The 18685-nt window shown below is 59.0% G+C and carries 19 protein-coding genes; 10 read left to right on the top strand and 9 right to left on the bottom strand.

The genetic code is table 11. The features are described 5' to 3' along the window. Window positions 1-2: 2 nt before the first annotated feature. On the bottom strand, window positions 3-464 hold the full coding sequence (locus tag B2589_RS10120; protein ID WP_286816498.1) for a TlpA family protein disulfide reductase: 462 nt from the start codon (window positions 462-464) through the stop codon (window positions 3-5). Window positions 465-533: 69 nt separating this feature from the next. Between B2589_RS10120 and arsC the strand changes: the two genes are divergently transcribed. The 3 genes from arsC to B2589_RS10105 are packed head-to-tail and all read left to right on the top strand — an operon-like array spanning window position 534 to window position 1904. Further along, the gene (gene arsC, locus B2589_RS10115; protein WP_036219981.1) at window positions 534-887 is read left to right on the top strand and encodes an arsenate reductase (glutaredoxin); all 354 of its coding nucleotides are present in this window, start codon (window positions 534-536) and stop codon (window positions 885-887) included. A 21-nt stretch (window positions 888-908) separates the two neighbouring features. Further along, on the top strand, window positions 909-1514 hold the full coding sequence (wrbA, locus tag B2589_RS10110; protein WP_022990058.1) for an NAD(P)H:quinone oxidoreductase: 606 nt from the start codon (window positions 909-911) through the stop codon (window positions 1512-1514). Window positions 1515-1541: 27 nt separating this feature from the next. Further along, a complete protein-coding gene (locus tag B2589_RS10105) occupies window positions 1542-1904 on the top strand; it encodes a DUF2069 domain-containing protein (protein ID WP_022990057.1) in 363 nt (120 codons plus the stop codon). 25 nt (window positions 1905-1929) lie between these two features. On the opposite strand, the gene B2589_RS10100 is transcribed toward B2589_RS10105, so the two are convergent. Genes B2589_RS10100 through smrA form a run of 8 tightly spaced genes read right to left on the bottom strand, consistent with a single transcriptional unit; the run spans window position 1930 to window position 8468 of the window. Then, window positions 1930-2994: a DUF3080 domain-containing protein gene (locus tag B2589_RS10100; protein WP_286816495.1), complete on the bottom strand. Its 1065-nt coding sequence runs from the start codon at window positions 2992-2994 to the stop codon at window positions 1930-1932. An 11-nt stretch (window positions 2995-3005) separates the two neighbouring features. Further along, complete coding sequence (gene mtnC / locus B2589_RS10095; protein ID WP_286816493.1) at window positions 3006-3698, bottom strand: acireductone synthase; 693 nt, start codon at window positions 3696-3698, stop codon at window positions 3006-3008. Further along, window positions 3698-4255 (bottom strand): 1,2-dihydroxy-3-keto-5-methylthiopentene dioxygenase, encoded by a 558-nt coding sequence (locus tag B2589_RS10090; protein ID WP_286816492.1) that lies wholly within the window; start codon window positions 4253-4255, stop codon window positions 3698-3700. Before B2589_RS10090 ends, mtnC begins: the two co-directional genes overlap by 1 nt. Continuing rightward, on the bottom strand, window positions 4252-4878 hold the full coding sequence (locus B2589_RS10085; RefSeq protein ID WP_058340651.1) for a methylthioribulose 1-phosphate dehydratase: 627 nt from the start codon (window positions 4876-4878) through the stop codon (window positions 4252-4254). The genes B2589_RS10090 and B2589_RS10085 overlap by 4 nt, the downstream gene beginning before the upstream one ends. A 34-nt stretch (window positions 4879-4912) precedes the next feature. Continuing rightward, window positions 4913-7111 carry a xanthine dehydrogenase family protein molybdopterin-binding subunit gene (locus tag B2589_RS10080; RefSeq protein ID WP_286816490.1) on the bottom strand — a complete coding sequence of 733 codons (2199 nt, stop codon included), beginning with the start codon at window positions 7109-7111 and terminating at the stop codon, window positions 4913-4915. Between the two features lies 1 nt (window position 7112). After that, entirely contained in the window at window positions 7113-7601 is a 489-nt protein-coding gene (locus tag B2589_RS10075; RefSeq protein ID WP_022990051.1) for a (2Fe-2S)-binding protein, read from the bottom strand. Window positions 7602-7650: 49 nt separating this feature from the next. After that, window positions 7651-7851 (bottom strand): hypothetical protein, encoded by a 201-nt coding sequence (locus B2589_RS10070; RefSeq protein WP_286816489.1) that lies wholly within the window; start codon window positions 7849-7851, stop codon window positions 7651-7653. A 35-nt stretch (window positions 7852-7886) separates the two neighbouring features. Further along, the gene (smrA, locus tag B2589_RS10065; protein ID WP_022990049.1) at window positions 7887-8468 is read right to left on the bottom strand and encodes a DNA endonuclease SmrA; all 582 of its coding nucleotides are present in this window, start codon (window positions 8466-8468) and stop codon (window positions 7887-7889) included. 198 nt (window positions 8469-8666) lie between these two features. Here smrA and B2589_RS10060 point away from each other — a divergent pair, with 198 nt between their 5' ends. From B2589_RS10060 to B2589_RS10030, 7 genes are all read left to right on the top strand, one after another. Then, window positions 8667-10583, top strand: a complete 1917-nt coding sequence (locus B2589_RS10060; protein ID WP_286816488.1) for a putative nucleotidyltransferase substrate binding domain-containing protein — start codon at window positions 8667-8669, stop codon at window positions 10581-10583. A 10-nt stretch (window positions 10584-10593) separates the two neighbouring features. Continuing rightward, a complete protein-coding gene (locus tag B2589_RS10055) occupies window positions 10594-11301 on the top strand; it encodes a 3'-5' exonuclease (protein ID WP_094625604.1) in 708 nt (235 codons plus the stop codon). A gap of 212 nt (window positions 11302-11513) precedes the next feature. Continuing rightward, window positions 11514-11777, top strand: a complete 264-nt coding sequence (locus tag B2589_RS10050; RefSeq protein WP_022990046.1) for a DUF4212 domain-containing protein — start codon at window positions 11514-11516, stop codon at window positions 11775-11777. Window positions 11778-11783: 6 nt separating this feature from the next. Then, entirely contained in the window at window positions 11784-13553 is a 1770-nt protein-coding gene (locus B2589_RS10045; protein ID WP_286816487.1) for a sodium:solute symporter family protein, read from the top strand. 97 nt (window positions 13554-13650) lie between these two features. Then, window positions 13651-14157, top strand: coding sequence for a hypothetical protein (locus tag B2589_RS10040; protein ID WP_199455902.1), 507 nt, complete (start codon window positions 13651-13653; stop codon window positions 14155-14157). 27 nt (window positions 14158-14184) lie between these two features. Then, the gene (locus B2589_RS10035) at window positions 14185-17700 is read left to right on the top strand and encodes a PAS domain-containing hybrid sensor histidine kinase/response regulator (protein WP_286816486.1); all 3516 of its coding nucleotides are present in this window, start codon (window positions 14185-14187) and stop codon (window positions 17698-17700) included. A gap of 132 nt (window positions 17701-17832) precedes the next feature. Then, window positions 17833-18585 (top strand): response regulator, encoded by a 753-nt coding sequence (locus tag B2589_RS10030; RefSeq protein ID WP_199455904.1) that lies wholly within the window; start codon window positions 17833-17835, stop codon window positions 18583-18585. Window positions 18586-18685: the final 100 nt, after the last annotated feature.

The raw sequence follows: 18685 nt of genomic DNA, 5'->3' as shown, positions 1-18685 counted from the left end.
GGTCAGTTGCCAATCAATGTGCGGATGTCTTCTTCGGTTTGTGGCCCGAACCGGGTTTCAACCAGGTTGCCGGAGGGGTCAACAATAAATGTGGCGGGCAACCCTACAGGCATTTTCCAGCCGAATTCCGGGCCCGGGTCCTGGCCCAGCATCAGGAACTCGATGCCCATTTCCTCTCCCAGCTGTTCCAGTGCCGGGCCGGTAACGCCGTCAAAATTCACACCCAGCACCGAGATGTCCGGCGCCTTGTCCAGTTCATTCAGCTCGGGAATTTCCTCCAGGCAAGGCTTGCACCATTCTGCCCAGTAGTTCACCAAGACCCAGCGGCCACGAAAATCATCCCAGTTCACGGCCGTACCGTCGGCACGCTGCAGCTCGGTTTTTTCACAACCGGTGATGGTCGCTGCCGCTAAAACCAGCGTAATTAAAGCCAGAGAACGCATGAACGGCCGAGGGTACTGCAAGGGATATCCTCCTGTTAGACTACCGCCCTTCGAAAGGACAGCAACCATTACTGTAAACCGGGCATGACCATGACAGAACCAACCCGCATTTTCCATAACCCACGGTGCTCCAAATCACGGCAGACCCTTGAGCTGATTCAGCAAAAGGGCATCGAACCGGAGATTATACGCTACCTGGAGACGCCTCCGACAGAGCAGGAACTGTTACATATCCTTGACCTGCTGGGCTGCGAGCCCCGCCAGCTGATGCGTACTAAAGAAAGCGAATACAAGGAACAGGGCCTGGATAACCCGGAACTGAGCCGGGAACAGCTGGTGAAAGCCATGGTGGCCACCCCCAAACTGATCGAGCGGCCGATTGTACTGGCCAACGGCAAGGCGGCCATCGGCCGGCCACCGGAAAGCGTACTCGAGATTCTCTGAAGCATTACCCAGGAGCCAGGCATGAGCGATACCAGCCCGTACATTCTTGTTCTTTATTACAGCCGGAACGGCCAGACCGCCGACATGGCTACCCAGATTGGCCGGGGCGTGGCCCGGGTAAGCGGGATGGAAGCGAAGATCCGCACCGTTCCGCCGGTGTCGCCGGACACCACCGCCAGCCTGCCCCCGGTTCCGGATACCGGCGCTCCCTATGCAACCCGGGAAGAGCTGGCCAACTGTGCCGGCCTGGCACTGGGCAGCCCTACCCGCTTCGGAAATATGGCGGCACCGCTCAAGCACTTCCTGGACGGCACCGGAGACCTGTGGCTGAACGGCAAGCTCGCCGGCAAGCCTGGCGGTGCGTTCACCTCCACCGGCAGCCTGCATGGCGGTCAGGAAACCACCCTGCTCACCATGATGTTGCCTCTGCTGCACCACGGCATGGTGCTGTGCGGCCTGCCCTACTCGGAGAGCGCCCTGAATGAAACCAGCACTGGCGGCACCCCCTACGGGCCTTCACACTGGGCCGGCACCGGCGCCCAGCAAGGTTTGAGCGAACACGAGAAAGCCCTGTGCCAGGCCTTTGGCGAACGGCTAGCCCGGCTGGCCGTGAAACTGGCTGACTGATTCGAACTCCACCACCCGGAACCTTCTATGCTCCACAACGACAAAGCAAAAACCACGGCACGCCTGACCATCGCCCTGTACATCTCGGTGCTGGCCGGCTTGCTGCTGACTACCTTCTACCCGGCACCCGTGGAAGGCGTCTCGATTTCCCTGATGCTGACGGTCAAACTCCTGCCGCTGCTGGCGTTTGCCGTGCCGGTTTTCCGCGGTCATAACCGGGGCTATATCTGGATGGCCTTTGTACTGATCTTCTACTTTACCCAGGCGGTGGTTTCGGCCTGGCTGAGCGAAGGTGCTGCAGGGCCAGTAATCATGACCATTCTCACCTTCCTGCTGTTCACCGTGGCCATGGTGCACCTGAAAGTGAACCGGCCAGTGGCGGCGGGCTAACGCCGGCTATAGCCAGTGCGGGCTGTCAGGCACCCGGCCTCAGCCCGCATTGTTCCAGCAGTTGCTGCCAGTGGCGTGTGTGGCGCATCATTGCGCCATCAAGCTGATGCCAGAGGCTGCCTTCCTCACCAGCCTGCAGGTGCCGGCGAGCCCAGCCACCAAAGACTTCCGGCATTTGCGCTTCCTGCTTCGCCGCCAGCTCTGCGAAACCCGCAATCAGGGTATCGGCCGCCCGGCTGACATCACTCATGTAGGGCTGAACCTCACCGATGTACACACTGAAGAAAAAACTGCGAACGATGTCGGACTGGTTGTTCGGTTTCCCGTTAAGGCATAGCGGCCGTTCTGCCAGCCTGGCCTGAAGCACTTCGGTGCCGGTATCCAGCGTGGCAATGAGCAAGCGGGCACTGTTAACCAGTTGCCCGGCCCGGTATTCGGCCTGCCAGCGCTGATGGATGGCACCCAGGTTGTCCAGGGAAACGTCAAGCTGCTGCCGCGACAAGGCCCTCACCGTCTCGTTCAATTGTTTCAGATCCCGCAGCAGGTCAGACACCGGAAGCTGGCCTTCACCCACCGGGTAAAAACCTTTACTCAGGGTAAACAGGTTCTCGATTTCTTCGGTGCCCCAGGTAGCGTTCCAGACAGCCCGGGGTAACGAATCCCGCTTGCTCTCGATCGCTTCAGCCAGGGTTTCCCCAAGGTCTTCATCCTCCACCTCCGGCAGGCAGTCTTCCGCCGCGCGGATAAAACGCACTTCGTATCGCAGGCGGTTTACCGGCTGCATCACCCTGCCCATGACCGAGTTCTTCTCACCCACCACATACTGCAGCTCACAGCCATACAGCGACAGGAATTCGAGCATGCCGATGTCCAGTTCCGGCATGTCCAGCACGCGGTCACGGCGGCGGGGTAATTGCGATGCCGGCGGCAACTCTTCAGGCAGGGAAACAGCGGGGGCTTCAAGTACCCGGGCCAGGCGTTCCAGGTACTCGGTCATCATCGGCCTGGCTTCGGAGAACGGGTTACATCCAGCCAGAAACAGGGCACAGATACCCGGAACCAGCCATTGCAGCCTTAACAGTCCGGGCATAAATCGACCTCCTAGCGTTTACGCAGCAGCGCGTCTACCTCCGCAAAGTCCCGGGCCACGAAGCGACCGGCGTCCGGCAATTCACCCTCACGTACCAGCCAGGCGGTTTTTATGCCCGCCTGCTCGGCCGCTTCAAGCTCGGCTTCAACGTCCGAGAGAAACAGCACAGAACCCGGCTCGACACCCAGCTCATCCAGGATGTTACGGTACGACTGCGCTTCTTTCTTGCCACCTACGCCGGTATCAAAATACCCGGAGAAAAACGGTGTAAAGTCGCCTTCACTGCTGTGACCAAAAATCAGCTTCTGGGCCTTCACCGAGCCAGAGGAATATACGAACAGTCTCAGACCCCGATCATGCCAGCGCTGCAGGTAGTCCGCCGCATCCGGGTAGATATCGCCCTTCAGCTCGCCGCTGTGATAGCCCTGCTCCCAGACCATGCCCTGCAAGGCCTTGAGGGAACCTTCCTTGCGGTCCTCGCTGATCCAGCCTTGGAGCACTTCGATAAGGGCTTCCACGTCCTTACCGTCGACACCGCTTTTCTGCGCCACAATCGCCAGCTGCTCTGCAACCGCCGGCGTGGTGTGGTGATGGGCCCGCACAAACGCCGGCAGGTGTTCGCTGGCGTAGGGGAACAGCACCTCGTGTACAAAGGAGATAGAGCTGGTGGTGCCTTCGATGTCGGTCAGAATCACCCGGATCATCAGGCCACCCCCGCCAGCGCTTCATACCTGGGCAGGGCGGAGGCAATCTCCTCACCGGTGAAGCTGGCCACCCAGCCTTCCGGGTTAGAGAACAGGCGAATACAGGTAAATTCCGGCTCCGGGCCCATATCAAACCAGTGGCGGGTGCCATCCGGCACGCTGATCAGGTCATTCTTTTCGCACATCAGGGCATACACCTGATCACCAAAATGCAGGTAGAACAGCCCCTGCCCGCGCACAAAGAAACGCACTTCGTCTTCGCTGTGGGTGTGCTCGTCGAGGAACTTCTGGCGGAAGGCGTCTTTATCCGGGTGGTCCGCGGTCAGGCTGACCACATCGGCGGTCTGGAAACCGCATTCCTGCTTCAGGCTGGCGACCTCATCCGCGTAGGCTTCCAGAATCTGTTCCTGGGTGGCCGAAGCCGGCAGCTCCCGGGTTGGCCATTGCTCAAAGCGCACACCCTGGCTGGCCAGCGTATCGCGAATCACCTGCGGGTCGGTGGTTACGGTGTGGGCCGCTTGCGGCTGGTTCTGCTGGAAAATGCTCAGGGTGGTCATGGGCGGACTCTCATGGTTTCAAGTTCACATTCAAACAGGAATTCAAAGGCTTCCACATGGCGCAGGCAATCGGCCATGGTGGCGCCCCAGGTATACAGGCCATGGCCCCGAATCAGGTAACCCGGCTGTTCCGGATGAGCCCGGAACCATTCGCCGGTCTGTTCCGCCAGGGCCGGAATATCCTGGGTGTTGTCGAATACCGGTATCGATAGCCGCCCCTCATGGCTGGTTACCCCGGCAAAGGCTTTTTGCAGTTCATAGCCTTCCAGTTCCAGGGATTTGCCCGGCGGGATCAGGCGGCTGAGCACGGTAGCCTTCACCGAGTGGGTGTGCAGCACTGCACCCGCATCCGGAAACACCTGGTACAACACCGTGTGCAACAGGGTTTCTGCCGAGGACTTGCAGTTACTCTGGACCGGGTTGCCGTTCAGGTCTACCACCATCACATCACCGGCAGCGAGCTGGCCTTTATGACGACCGGACACGGTAATAGCAACGTGGTCGCTGTCGATGCGGGCAGAATAGTTGCTACTGGTGGCCGGCGACCAGCCCCGGTCATACAGGAAGCGCCCGGCATCCACGATGGACTGGGCGGCAATAGCGTATCGGGTCACATCAAACACTGGGATTCTCCGTCTATTACACCAAACCGCTTGATCATACGGTAAGCGGCAACCGGCGCTGACGCTTACCGGTCAGTGCAAACAGCGCATTGCCCAGAGCAGGAATCACCGGCGGCACACCCGGCTCGCCCACGCCGGTGGGGGCTTCATCGCTGTCGACAATATCCACCACAACCTCAGGCACCTGGTGCATCTGCAATAGCCGATAATCGTGGAAGTTGCTCTGCTGGACTTCACCCTTGTTAAAGGTGATTTCACCAAACAACGCCGCCGTCAGGCCGAAAAGAATACCGCCGGAAATCTGGTCTTCCACGATGCGCGGGTTCACCACCTGGCCACAGTCCACGCTGGCGGTCACCTTGTACACACGGATCTCGCCGTTCTCGATACCGGCTTCCACCACCTGGGCTACGTAAGTGCCAAAACTCTGGAACAGCGCTATGCCGCGCGCTCTGCCTTCGGGGAGCGGCGTGCCCCACTGCGCCAGATCCGCCGCCCGCTCCAGAACCCTGGCGTGGCGCGGCTCTTTGGCCAGCAGTTTTCGGCGGAATTCCAGAGGATCCTGCCCGGCCTCGTGGGCCAGTTCGTCCATAAAGGTTTCAACAGCAAACCCATTGTGGGAGTAGCCTACTGAGCGCCACCAGGTAATGGGCACGCCGGGGTCGGTATGGGTGTGTCGCACGCTGACATTCGGAACCTGATAGGGATAGCCGATAGATCCTTCTATGGCAGACACATCTTTTGGTGTAGCCAGGCCCTCAACCATCAAACCCACTTTACCGAGGGTGTTGTAGAGAAATTTTGGTGCCCAGGGATACTGTGCCGGCGCAGCGTTGCGCACGTACCAGTCCAGAACCTGCGGGCCGACAATCTGGTGATCCCAGCCGGTGAGATCAGAACCGTCCAGGCTGGCAGTCATACGGTGCAGCATGGCGGGGCGCCAGAAACCGTGGCGCATGTCTTCTTCCCGGGACCAGATCAGTTTGACCGGCACCTTCAGCTCATAGGCAACCGCAGCGGCTTCCTCGATGTAATCCTGGGTCAGCCGGCGACCGAATCCGCCACCCAGGAAGGTGGTGTGTACGGTCACGTCATCCGGTGAAAGGTCCGAATTCCGGCAGGCCGCAATGCGCCCGAGATCCGGTGCCTGCGTTGGTGCCCAGATCTCCATGCCGCCATCGTGGTACCAGGCGGTGGCATTCATGGGTTCCATCGGCGCGTGGGCCAGGTATGGCTGTTCGTACTCGGCTTCCACCACGCGCCCAGCTTTGCTGATGGCCTCTTCCACATCGCCTTCAGAGCGTTCCTGCTCGCCAGGGTCTTCGCTGGCGGCTTTACGATAGCCCTCGAACACCTCATCAACCGTGGTATCCAGGGCCTCGGAGAAATCCCACTCCACGCGCACAGCCTGCTGTGCTTTCCGGGCTTTCCAGTAACTGCCTGCCACCACGGCGACACCGCGTTCAGTGATAAACGCCGCCTGCACGTCAGCCATGGCCAGGATCTCATCGCGGTTAAACGATTGGGCACGGCCTCCGTAGCGAGGGCTGCGGGTCATCACCGCGTACACCATGCCCGGCAGCTCGACATCAATGCCGTAAACCGCGTTGCCCGTGGCCTTGGCCCGGGCGTCCAGTTTGCCGGCCTGCTTGCCGATGTATTTCCACTCCGAACGGGGTTTGAGGGGCACATCGCCCCGAATCACTTCTTTGTCCGCCAGCTCAACCAGCTGGCCATAACGCAGGGAATCCACCCCGTTGGGATGAAGCACCCGCCCGTTGTCGGTACGGCAGTTATCGGCGTCCACCCCCCAAACCCGGGCGGCGGCCATAACCATCATCAACCTGGCAGACGCTCCCGCCTCCCGCAGGGGCTGCCAGCTACTCGCTACGCTGGTACTGCCGCCGGTCAATTGCAGGCCAATAAACGGGTTACGGTATTCCGGCGCTACCGGGGCGAACTTCACCTGAATCCGGGCCGGATCCACATCCAGCTCTTCCGCAATCAGGGTCGTCAGGCCGGTATAGGTGCCCTGACCCATTTCAACCCGGGCCAGGGTGAAGGTAATTTCGTCCTGCTTGTTGAGCTCCAGCCAGACATCCGGCGTCCATTCACCGGTTTCCGGCTCAAAGCCGGTTTGTACCGAGGCACAGCCCGGGAGCGACAAGGCCAGCACCAGACTGCCGGAGGCACCAGTGCTGACTTTGATAAAATCACGGCGGTTCATGGTCATATCAGGCGCCCTCCTGCCCAGGCTGATAATGGCCAACACCGCCGGCCACCGATTCCACCGCGGCCACAATGCGGGCGTAGGTACCGCAGCGGCACAGGTTGCCGGTCATGGCGGCCACGATGTCATCCCGGGAGGGCGAAGGGTTATTTGCCAGCAGGTGGGCAGCGGTCATAATCTGGCCAGACTGGCAATAGCCGCACTGGGGAACGCCCTCGCTGATCCAGGCCTGCTGCAGGGGATGCAGGTTGCCGTCCTCTGACAGCCCTTCGATGGTGGTAATCTCGGCACCATCCACCAGCTCAATGGCGGTGGAGCAGGAACGGGCCGGCTGGCCATTCACGTGCACAGTGCAGGCGCCACACAGGCCGGCACCACAACCAAACTTGGTACCCTTCAGGCCCAGTTCATCCCGGATGACCCACAAAAGGGGCGTATCCGGATCTACATCCACCGTGTGCCGGTTTCCATTCACTGTCAGGCTGAACGCCATGAGCCGTTCCTCTAGTTTTTGTGTCGTGGTTTGAAACAAGCCCGCGGGCTTACTTGACCACTTCCTTACCGTCTTTATTCACCCAGATCTTGCGCTCGCCGGAATCGACCTGGCCATTGGTGTTCCAGACTTCCCGGTCCTGGGTTGCCTCATCCACCTTGCCGTTGTCGTTCCAGATCACCCGGTCTTTACAGCCGGTCAGGGCAAAAAGGCTTGCTAACATCAACACTGCTACAGAACGCTTGGTCATATTACTTTCCTCGTTTGTCACACTGTTCAGGCACCCTAGCGGCTGCCGTGTACTTCCCGGTTATGCTGTTTGTCCCGTTCGCTTTTGCGCACCATCACGTAGACGGCACCGGTGCCACCGTGGTGCTTCTGGGCCGAATGGAACGCCAACACGCTATCCAGCTCCGGCAGCCACTTGGCCAGGTAACTCTTCAGCTGGGCGATCCCGTCCGGATTACGCTCCCCTTTGCCATGCAGGATAATCACCGAGCGCAGGCCATAGCGCACGCAATCGTTAATAAAGGCGAACACTTCCCGCCGGGCCTCTTCTACGGTCATCCGGTGCAGGTCCAGCCGGGCTTCAATGGGATACTGGCCCAGCCGCAACTTGCGGAACACGCCATGCTGAATGCCCGGACGCATCCAGCTCAGTACATCGTGGGCCGTCAGCGGCTCCACCATGTCTGAGGTCAGCGGGTTCAGGTCGCGCACCGGGGTCTCTACCGCAGCCTGCTGGCGTGCCAGGTGGCCCGGCGTCAGTTCCCGTGGAACCGCCACTTCCGCTTTGTTGGGTTTACGGATCCGCCGGACATCCTTCATCTCTTCGAGGAAAGCCAGGCGTTCGTCTTTACTGGTCATGACACTAACTGCTTCCGGATTGACAAGTATCAGAACTCTACCACTGCCCGGGGCTACCATAAAGCAGACAACCGACAAGGTTTGCGACGAAAATCGTAAGGTACAACAACGACCTGCTGCACTACACTGCAGAAGGACAACAATAACGAATGAGCGCCGGTAACCCGCCGCGCCACCAGGACCAGGACGAACTCCGCTATGGCCGCAGCAAACCAGGACACCACCCGCCCCCAGAATACCCGCGCGATTATGTCGTTCCTGCGGGAACACGCTCCCTTTTCAAGCATGGACGACACCCACCTGGCGCACTTTGCCGAACATGCCACCCTCAGCTTCTACGCGGACGGTGATGTGGTGCTGTCGCCGGAAGACGGTCAGGCCAAGCAATTCTATGTAGTCAAGCAAGGCCGGATCCGGGGCGAGCGCCAGCACAAAACCGAAGAGCGAACCGAAACCACCTTCGAAATCAGCCAGGGCGAATGCTTCCCCCTGGCCGCGCTGGTGGGCGAGCGGCCGACCCGCACCCTGCACCGGGCGGCCGGGGATACCTTCTGCCTGAGCATCGAGAAGAAAGATTTCGTAACCCTGATTTCTGAAAGCGAGCCGTTCCGGGATTTCTGCCTGCGCGGGGTCAGCAGCCTGCTGGAGCAGGTCAACCAGCGCCTGCAATCCAAGGCCATGGCCTCCATCGGCTCCAGTAACAGCCTGGACACCCCGCTGGAACGCTATGCCTTGCGCAATCCAATCGTCTGCTCCCCGGACCTGCCGGTGCGCAAAGCCGTGGCCCGGATGCACGAAAACAACGTGGGCAGCATCATCATTACCGATGACGGCCGCCACCCCACCGGCATCTTTACCCTGCGCGACCTGCGCACCATGGTTGCCGAAGAAAAGGGGCCACTGGACACCCCCATCAGCCAGGTAATGACGTCGAATCCCTGCTGCCTGCCGTCAACCGCCGATGCCTTCGAGGCAGCCATGCTGATGGCTGAACATCACTTTGCCCATTTGTGCGTGGTGGACGAAGAACAGCGACTCATCGGTGTGGTCTCCGAGCGGGACCTGTTCTCCCTCCAGCGGGTAGACCTGGTCAACCTTGCCCGCACCATCGGCACCGCTACCCACCTCCGCACCTTGGTGGCCCTGCGCACCGACGTTTCCAGGCTGGTGGATGCCATGCTGGCCCATGGCGCGGACTCCGGCCAGGTGGTCAAGATCATCACCACCCTGAATGATGTCACCGTGCGAAGGGTGCTGGAACTGAACCTGAAAAAGAACGATCCGGGCATTCCGTTCACCTGGCTCACCTTCGGCAGCGAAGGCCGGCAGGAGCAGACCCTGCTGACCGACCAGGACAACGGCATCCTGTTCGAGACTCCGGAAGGCATGACCCCGGAACAGGTTCGTGAAAAGCTGCTGCCCTTCGCCCGCAAGGTCAATGATGAGCTGGCTGAGTGCGGCTTCACCCTGTGCAAGGGCAACATCATGGCCAGCAACGCGAAACTGTGCCTGAGCATCGGCGAATGGGACGACTGGTTTATACGCTTTATCGATGCATCGACCCCGCAGAACCTGGTCTATTCGTCGATTTTCCTGGATATGCGCGCCGTCTTCGGCCCGTCGGAACCGCTGCACCGTTTACTGGAAAACGTACTGGCCCGCATCCGCAAGAACGCCCTGTTCCAGAAAATGCTGGCCGGCAACGCCTTGCAGCGCAAACCGCCGCTGACCATGTTCCGCAACTTCCGTTACCTGAACGACGAGAAAAAGCACTCCCTGGACCTGAAACGCCAGGGGCTGGCGCCGTTTGTGGAATCCGTCAGGGTCTTCGCCCTGGCCCACGGCGTTGAAACCGCCAACACACTGGAACGGATTGATGCACTGGCCCGCAAAGATGTGTTCGACGCCAAGGATGCCAATGCCTGGAAAGAAGCCTACAGCCTGATTCAGGCCATCCGCATGCGCGCCCACCAGGAAATGCTCGATAAAGGTGAAGAGCTGACCAACTACATAGATCCGGATGACCTGAACCCGCTGGACAGACGGATACTGCGGGAATCTTTCCGCCAGGCCCAGCGGCTGCAGCAAAAACTGGAAATCACCTACCAACTATAGGCCGGCAACCATGCTCGAACAGATCAAACAATGGCTGGCCCAGCGTCGGGGCGGCGTTACCGGTGACCACGACACCGACAGCCTGCCGGCCCCGAAAACAGCCAGCGACCAGCTGCTGACCCGTTCCCGGCTGGTCGTGCTGGACCTGGAAACCACCGGGCTCAATTTCTCGAAAGACGAAGTCATCGCCATTGGCGCGGTGGCCATCGAAAGCGGCGTCATCCACCTGAATGACCAGTTTGACCTGATCCTGCGCCGTCCGGAGCTGGATATCAGCGAAACCGTGCTGATTCACGGCATCGGGCCAGAAGCCCTGACCCAGGGCCATGAGACCGAAGATGCCCTGCTGCACCTGCTGGAGTGGATGAACGGCGATCCCATCCTGGCCTACCACTCAGCGTTCGACCAGAAATTCCTAGAGAAGACCCTGAAAGCCCAACTGGGCTACACCTCTCAGCACCTGTGGATGGATGTGGCGGAGCTGTTACCGGCGTTTTTCCCCCACGCCGAGACCAAGGGGCGCGGGCTGGATAACTGGGCCGACTACTTCAATCTTCAAATTAGTGAACGGCATCACGCTGCGGCAGATGCGATGGTAACGGCCGAATTGACCCTTGCAGCGCTCAATATGGCTCAGAAGAAAGACGTAAAAACCCTGAAAGAACTGGTCGATAAACTGCATTATCAACGCCGTTTACAGCAGATGCACCGACTTTGATTTAGCTCGGCTTATCGTTGATGTCCTTGATCAAATGCAAGGCAAGTTACTGAGACTTAGACTATTTGCCAATATCCTCAAACGCATTGACCGGTAAAGTCGGAGATGACAACAAGTCGGAGAAGTATTACATGAATAATAAATTCTCTTTCCGCACCACCCCAGCAAAAACCCAGCAAAGCTCTACAACAACAATACAGGAGTGATTTTGTATGTCAGGTCATAGCTACGACGCTGAGAACTACTGGAAGGCGAACCTACGCCTTATCTTTGGCAGTCTGATCATATGGGGCCTGTGCTCCTATGGTTTTGCCATCCTGCTACGCCCCATGCTGGCCGGCATTGAAGTCGGCGGGACCGACCTCGGTTTCTGGTTTGCCCAGCAAGGCTCGATTCTTACCTTCATTGTTCTGATTTTCTTCTACGCCTGGCGCATGAACAAAATCGACGAACAATTCGGCGTACACGAGGAGTAAGAACCAATGAGCCAATTTGCAATTAACCTATTGTTTGTAGGGGGCTCGTTCCTCCTCTATATCGGCATCGCCATCTGGGCGAAGGCCGGTAGCACCAGCGACTTCTACGTTGCCGGTGGCGGTGTTCACCCGGTAACCAACGGTATGGCTATCGGTGCCGACTGGATGTCTGCGGCATCCTTCATCTCCATGGCGGGCCTGATTGCCGCCGGCGGTTACGCCAACTCCACCTTCCTGATGGGCTGGACCGGCGGTTACGTGCTGCTGGCCATGCTGCTGGCCCCGTACCTGCGGAAGTTCGGCAAGTTCACGGTACCCGAGTTCATCGGTGACCGTTACTACAGCCCCAACGCCCGCCTGGTCGCTGTTATCTGCCTGATCGTAGCATCTGTCACCTACGTTATCGGCCAGATGGCTGGCGCCGGTGTTGCGTTCTCCCGCTTCCTCGAAGTTGAAGCGACCAACGGCCTAATCATCGCAGCCGTGGTTGTATTCATCTACGCGGTACTCGGCGGTATGAAAGGCATCACCTACACCCAGGTAGCCCAGTACTGCGTTCTGATCGTTGCCTACACCATTCCGGCGGTGTTCATCTCCCTGCAACTGACCGGCAACCCGATTCCGGGCCTGGGCATGTTCTCTACCCACGCCGAATCCGGCATGCCGCTGCTGGCCAAGCTGAACCAGGTTGTTACCGACCTTGGCTTCCGCGAGTACACCGCAGATGTGGACAACAAACTGAACATGGTTCTGTTTACCCTGTCCCTGATGATCGGTACTGCAGGTCTGCCCCACGTAATCATCCGCTTCTTCACGGTTCCCAAGGTTGCTGACGCGCGCTGGTCCGGCGGCTGGGCCCTGGTCTTCATCGCACTGCTGTACCTGACTGCGCCGGCTGTAGCGTCCATGGCTCGTCTGAACCTGATGACCACCATCTATCCGGAAGGCACTGCTGCCCAGCCGATCGAGTACGATCAGCGTCCGGGCTGGATTGCCACCTGGGAAGAGACCGGTCTGATCACCTACGAGGACAAGAACAACGACGGCCGTATCCAGTTGTATAACGACAAGAACGCTGACTTCGCCGCTACCGCTTCCGAGCGTGGCTGGGAAGGCAACGAGATGGTTGTTAACAACGACATCCTGGTACTGGCCAACCCTGAAATCGCCAACCTGCCGGGCTGGGTTATCGGCCTGATCGCCGCAGGTGGTCTGGCAGCAGCCCTGTCGACTGCAGCGGGTCTGTTGCTGGCAATCTCCTCGGCGGTGAGTCACGACCTGATCAAAGGCCGACTCAACCCGAACATCAGTGAGAAAGGCGAACTGATGGCGGCCCGTATCTCCATGGCGGTTGCCATTGTGATTGCTACCTGGCTGGGCGCCAACCCTCCGGGCTTCGCAGCCCAGGTGGTAGCGCTGGCATTCGGTATCGCGGCAGCCTCCCTGTTCCCGGCGCTGATGATGGGTATCTTCTCCAAGCGTGTGAACAACGTGGGCGCAACCCTGGGTATGCTGTCCGGTCTGATCTTCACCCTGGTGTATATCTTCATCTACAAAGGCTGGTTCTTCATCCCGGGCACCAACAACCTGGCAGACACGCCTGAAAACTGGGTACTGGGTATCTCCCCGCTGTCCATCGGTGCAGTTGGTGCTGTGGTCAACTTTGCGGTAGCCTTCGCAGTATCCAAAGTGACTGCTGAACCGCCCGTTGAGATCCAGGAACTGGTTGAAAGCGTCCGTTACCCGCGCGGTGCCGGATCTGCCCAAGACCATTAAACTGCAAGACAGCCTGAATCATTGCCTGCAATGACAGGTTGATACCGAACGGGCTTCCTCTGTGAGGGAGCCCGTTCTTTTTTGAGGATACCGATTTATGTTCTGGACTTTTGTTGCCACTGTATTCTGCGGACTGGGTGCTGCCGGTATTGCCCTGGGCATTCGTGCCGCCACCGCCAAGCGCGCGCCCAAATGGATTATCCCGGTGTTTGCCGGTGCCGGTATGCTCGGCTACCTAATCTACGGCGAATACACCTGGTATGACCACAAACGCTCATTGCTGCCGGAACAGGCCGTTGTGGTAAACACCGAACAGGAAAAGATCTTCTTCCGCCCGTGGACCTTTATTTTCCCCTACGTAACCGCGTTTTCCACGGTGGATGTAGCCAGCATCAGCAAAGATACCCCGGATTCCAATATCGTCCGGTTTACCCTTTACCGCTTCTCCCAGACCGTTACCGATGCCGTTTCGCACCGGGTTCACCTGATTAACTGCCAGAGCCGCGAGCTGGTACCGCTGGGTTCCGACGGCAGCCCCAGGGTCGACAATATGAAACTGCTGAACCTTCAGGACCCCCTGTACACAACTGTTTGCGGGGCCTGAATAACCAAGACCGGATAGCAACCCAACATGATTAGCGCCTGGCTGCTTGTACTGATTTCGATCTCCTACATCTCCCTGCTGTTCCTGATTGCCTGGGCGGGTGACCGCCACCCCGGGCTTTACCGGAACAGGTTGGCGCGAACCCATGTTTACGGTCTTTCCCTGGCGGTTTACTTCACCTCCTGGACCTTCTACGGCGCCGTCGGCCGCGCCACCCAGGAAGGCTTTGGCTTCCTCCCCATCTATCTGGGGCCCCTGCTGGTTTTCGTGTTCTTTGCGCCCCTGTTACGACGAATCATCTACATCAGCAAGCGCAACAACAGCACCTCGATTGCCGACTTCATCGCTTCCCGTTATGGCAAATCACAACTGCTGGCAGCGATGGTGGCAATCTTCGCGCTGATCGGCAGCGTGCCTTACATCGCCCTGCAACTGAAAGCCATTGCCCTCGGCTTCAACGTACTGTCCAGCACCGGCGATACCTATCAGGAGATCAGTACCGCAGCCTGGAACGATTCGGCCTGGTACATCACCCTTGCCCTGGCCGTGTTCACCGTGCTGTTCGGCACCCGCCACCTGGAGTCTACGGAACACCACCGTGGCATGATCCAGGCGGTGGCCTTCGAATCCCTGATCAAACTGATCGCCTTTGTCGCTGTCGGCCTGTTCGTCGGGTACGGGCTGTTCAACGGTTTCGGTGACCTGTTCCAGAAAGCCGCCGAGGCGGACCTGATTGGCACCCTGACCACCGACGCTATAGAGGCACCGGCGTTCCTCACCCAAACCCTGGTGGCCATGCTGGCGATTATCTGCCTGCCACGACAGTTCCACGTTATGGTGGTTGAAAACACGGACCACCGGGATTTCGAGGTTGCCCGCTGGGCCATGCCCATCTACCTGGTGATTGCCAGCGCCTTTGTGATCCCCATCGCTGCCGGCGGCTTGCTGCACGCAGACATGGCCGGAAGTGACCCGGACATCGTTATCCTTCAGCTCCCGATCATGGCCGGCGAGCAATGGCTGGCGGTACTGGCGTTTCTTGGCGGTGGCTCTGCTGCGGCCGCCATGGTGATTGTCTGCTCGGTGGCCATCGCCACCATGGTCAGCAACGAGATCATCATGCCCGGGTTGTTGCGCTTCTTCCGTCCGCGCATGAACCGGCGGACGGACCTCAGCTTCCTGCTCTTGTCCATACGCCGGGCCGCGATCTTTGTAGTCCTGCTGACCGCCTATGGCTTTTACCGAATGGCCGGGGCCGATTACAGCCTCACCGCCTTCGGACTGCTCTCGTTTGCCGCCGCTGCCCAGTTCGGCCCGGCCCTGGTTGGCGGCATTCTGTGGCGCCGGGGTAACTACACCGGCGCAGTCTGGGGCCTTGGCCTCGGTTTCCTGATGTGGTGCTACACCCTGCTCCTGCCTGCACTGGCTGCTACCGGCTGGATATCCGCCGGGTTCATCGAGAACGGCCTCTTCGGCTGGCACTGGACCCGCCCAACTGCCCTGTTTGGCTCTGAACTGGACCAGACCAGCCATGGCATTCTGTGGAGCCTGGGGGTTAACACGGGGACCTACATCTTCCTGTCGCTGGTCACCCGGCAACGTATTCGCGAAAAGATACAAATTGCCGCGTTCTTCCATGAGGCCCAACCAAAAGCGGAAAGCGCCCAGCACCAGAGCTGGCAGGGTGAAATTCTGACCTCTGACCTGCAAGCCCTTACCGACCGCTTCATGGGCGAGGAACGCTCGGAAAGCATCTTCCGGAACTACGAGCGGCGTAATGCCATTCGCCTGTATCCGCACCGGCCTGCCTCATCGCACCTGATGAAGTATATCGAGCGGCAGCTTGCCTCGGTCATCGGTGCCTCGACCGCCCGCGTCGTATTGGAATCCACCCTGACCGGTCGCGATATGCAGATCGAAGATGTGGTCAGCATCGTTGATGAAGCCTCCCAGGCCATGACCTTCAGCCGGGAATTGCTGCAATCCGCCATCGAGAACATCAGTCTCGGGGTGTCTGTGGTGAATCACCAGCAACAGCTGGTGGTCTGGAACCACCGCTACCTGGAGTTGTTCCATTACCCGAAAGGGTTTGTCCGGGTAGGCCGGCCTGTCGAAGACCTGATGCGCTACAACCTGACCAACGCCAACCTGTCGGCCCGGCGTATCGACGAGATCATAGAAGACCGTTGCAGCGCCATGCGCGATGGCAAGCCCATGTCCTACGAACGTCAACGGCCGGATGGCACAGTGGTCAGGGTAGACGGCAGCCCTATACCCGGCGGTGGTTACGTAACCACTTTCCAGGACATCACTGCCATGCGGCGCACCGAACAGGCGCTTAAGGAAACCAACATCTACCTGGAGCAACGGGTTCGGGAACGGACCCAGGAATTGCAGGTAATCAACGAGCAGATGCTCAAGGCCAAGTCCGTGGCGGAACAGGCTAACCAGAGCAAGACCCGCTTCCTTGCCTCAGCCAGCCATGACCTCCTGCAGCCCCTGAACGCTGCCCGGCTGTTTACCTCGGCCCTGTCCGGCAAGATCACCGATGGCGAACCGAAACAGCTGGTCGAGCACATCGACAGCTCTCTCGGGGCCGCAGAAGAAATCATCAGCACCCTGCTGGATATTTCCAAGCTGGATGCCGGTGCCCTGGAGCCGGATATTACGGTATTCCCGGTTAACGACCTCCTGAAGCACCTGGCTACCGAGTTTTCCGCCATCGCCAAGGACCAGGAGCTGGAACTGCACGTGGTGCCCAGCTCGGCCTGGGTACGCTCGGATGCGAAGCTATTGCGGCGGGTAGTCCAGAATTTCCTGTCCAATGCCATCCGCTATACCGCAAGTGGCAAGATCCTTATGGGCTGTCGGCGCATGAAGGGCTTCCTGCGTATTGAAGTCTGGGATACCGGCCCCGGGATGTCCGAAGAGCAACTCGCTCACATCTTCGAGGAGTTCAGGCGTTTCCAGCACGGCCGGGACAAGAAGGGGCTGGGCCTCGGACTGGCCATCGTCGACCGTATCAGTGGCATGCTGGACCACCCGGTAACCGTGCACTCAACCCAGGGCAAAGGCAGTACTTTTGCCGTCACCGTGCCCAGGGCTCCGGCAGAGCAGGTCCATGCCAGTGCCAGCAAGGCAGGCAGCAACTCCAGAAGGGTGTCCAGTCTGGGCGGCCTGAAGGTGCTATGCATCGATAACGATGCTGCGATCCTTCAGGGAATGGTAGCGCTGCTGAGCAACTGGCAGTGCGAGGTAACCGCCGCGGAAAGCCTGGAAAGCGCCCTGAACAAGCTCGAAGGCCATAAACCGGATATCATCCTGGCGGATTACCAGCTGGATGATAACCGTAACGGGCTCGATGCCATGGACGGCATCAGAGAGGTTCTGGGAGCCGGCATCCCGGGCATCCTGATCACCGGCTACATGGCGCCGGAGGTACGTGAAGATGCGATCAGCCGAGGCTACCAGGTACTTTACAAGCCGGTTAAGCCGGCGGCATTGCGGGCACTGGTGAACAAGCAGCTCAAACAGAAGCGCTGACACTGCACAAGGGAAAAATCAAAAGGGTGTCTCAAATATGACACCCAGGCCCGTTAGTCCACTGTATATTTTCTGATCTGCTTATATAGTTTCCTCTGAGACCATAAACGGTTAACCACAGAGGGACAGGGAATGCCACGGGGCCACGCGCTTATCATCGAGGACTCTTCAACAGCGCGCATCATTCTTGCGCGCCTGCTCGAGCGTGCGGACATTTCCAGCAAAGCCGTGGCCACAGCCGAACAGGCCTTTCCAGTTCTTCAATCCGATCACTTTGATGTCATCTTCCTCGATCATATGCTGCCAGGCATGAACGGCTTCCAGGCCCTTGAAAAGCTGAAAAGCCTTCCGGATACCCGTGATATCCCCGTATTCATGTACACCTCCCAGAACGCAGGAAAATACATCGAAGAGGCCCGGGCGCTCGGTGCGGCCGGGGTTATCCGCAAGCAGGTGGACCGTGAGCAGCTGATGCGAACCCTGGATTTGATCCTCTCAGACATCCCGGAACCGGAGCACAGCGAAGCGCTCAGACTGGCTGTGGAGAACGTCGGACAACCTGTTACCGAAGCTCCGGAACAGGCACAGAGAAAGATCAGCGGACGAATGTCCACCCTGGAGGTGGCTTACGAAGAACTGGAAGAGCAACTCAGGGAACTCAAACAGCAGCAGGAAGAAAAGCATATCCATCAGGCAGAGCAAAGCAGGCGCCTGAGAAAGAACATACGATGGCTGTCCGCCGCCGTGATAACGCTGGTAATCGCCCTGGCCTGGATAACCAGCCGGCAAGCAGGGCAACTTCAGGCCCACGCAGAACGAACCAGTGACCGCTTTGCGCTGATGCAAAGCATTATGGGTGGTCTGATAGAGCTGATCAGTAAATAGCTCGGCCAGGAAGACCTTCTATTATTTTCCCAGACCTGAAATGAAAAAAGCCCAGCATCAAGGATACTGGGGCTTTGGGTATTAAGAGCCTGACGATGAC

The sequence above is a fragment of the Marinobacter sp. UBA3607 genome, from assembly GCF_002375525.1.
In the GTDB taxonomy this organism is placed as follows: Bacteria; Pseudomonadota; Gammaproteobacteria; order Pseudomonadales; family Oleiphilaceae; genus Marinobacter; species Marinobacter vinifirmus.
Note: the sequence above shows the minus strand (reverse complement) of the source record. Positions and strands in the feature narration are given on the sequence as shown.

What these genes read in the sequence shown, in the direction of transcription:
- arsC (WP_036219981.1), top strand. Translation starts at nt 534, where the DNA reads ATGACAGAACCAACCCGCATTTTCCATAACCCACGGTGCTCCAAATCA.
- wrbA (WP_022990058.1), top strand. Translation starts at nt 909, where the DNA reads ATGAGCGATACCAGCCCGTACATTCTTGTTCTTTATTACAGCCGGAAC.
- B2589_RS10105 (WP_022990057.1), top strand. Translation starts at nt 1,542, where the DNA reads ATGCTCCACAACGACAAAGCAAAAACCACGGCACGCCTGACCATCGCC.
- B2589_RS10100 (WP_286816495.1), bottom strand. Translation starts at nt 2,994, where the DNA reads ATGCCCGGACTGTTAAGGCTGCAATGGCTGGTTCCGGGTATCTGTGCC.
- mtnC (WP_286816493.1), bottom strand. Translation starts at nt 3,698, where the DNA reads ATGATCCGGGTGATTCTGACCGACATCGAAGGCACCACCAGCTCTATC.
- B2589_RS10090 (WP_286816492.1), bottom strand. Translation starts at nt 4,255, where the DNA reads ATGACCACCCTGAGCATTTTCCAGCAGAACCAGCCGCAAGCGGCCCAC.
- B2589_RS10080 (WP_286816490.1), bottom strand. Translation starts at nt 7,111, where the DNA reads ATGACCATGAACCGCCGTGATTTTATCAAAGTCAGCACTGGTGCCTCC.
- B2589_RS10075 (WP_022990051.1), bottom strand. Translation starts at nt 7,601, where the DNA reads ATGGCGTTCAGCCTGACAGTGAATGGAAACCGGCACACGGTGGATGTA.
- B2589_RS10070 (WP_286816489.1), bottom strand. Translation starts at nt 7,851, where the DNA reads ATGACCAAGCGTTCTGTAGCAGTGTTGATGTTAGCAAGCCTTTTTGCC.
- smrA (WP_022990049.1), bottom strand. Translation starts at nt 8,468, where the DNA reads ATGACCAGTAAAGACGAACGCCTGGCTTTCCTCGAAGAGATGAAGGAT.
- B2589_RS10060 (WP_286816488.1), top strand. Translation starts at nt 8,667, where the DNA reads ATGGCCGCAGCAAACCAGGACACCACCCGCCCCCAGAATACCCGCGCG.
- B2589_RS10055 (WP_094625604.1), top strand. Translation starts at nt 10,594, where the DNA reads ATGCTCGAACAGATCAAACAATGGCTGGCCCAGCGTCGGGGCGGCGTT.
- B2589_RS10050 (WP_022990046.1), top strand. Translation starts at nt 11,514, where the DNA reads ATGTCAGGTCATAGCTACGACGCTGAGAACTACTGGAAGGCGAACCTA.
- B2589_RS10045 (WP_286816487.1), top strand. Translation starts at nt 11,784, where the DNA reads ATGAGCCAATTTGCAATTAACCTATTGTTTGTAGGGGGCTCGTTCCTC.
- B2589_RS10040 (WP_199455902.1), top strand. Translation starts at nt 13,651, where the DNA reads ATGTTCTGGACTTTTGTTGCCACTGTATTCTGCGGACTGGGTGCTGCC.
- B2589_RS10035 (WP_286816486.1), top strand. Translation starts at nt 14,185, where the DNA reads ATGATTAGCGCCTGGCTGCTTGTACTGATTTCGATCTCCTACATCTCC.
- B2589_RS10030 (WP_199455904.1), top strand. Translation starts at nt 17,833, where the DNA reads ATGCCACGGGGCCACGCGCTTATCATCGAGGACTCTTCAACAGCGCGC.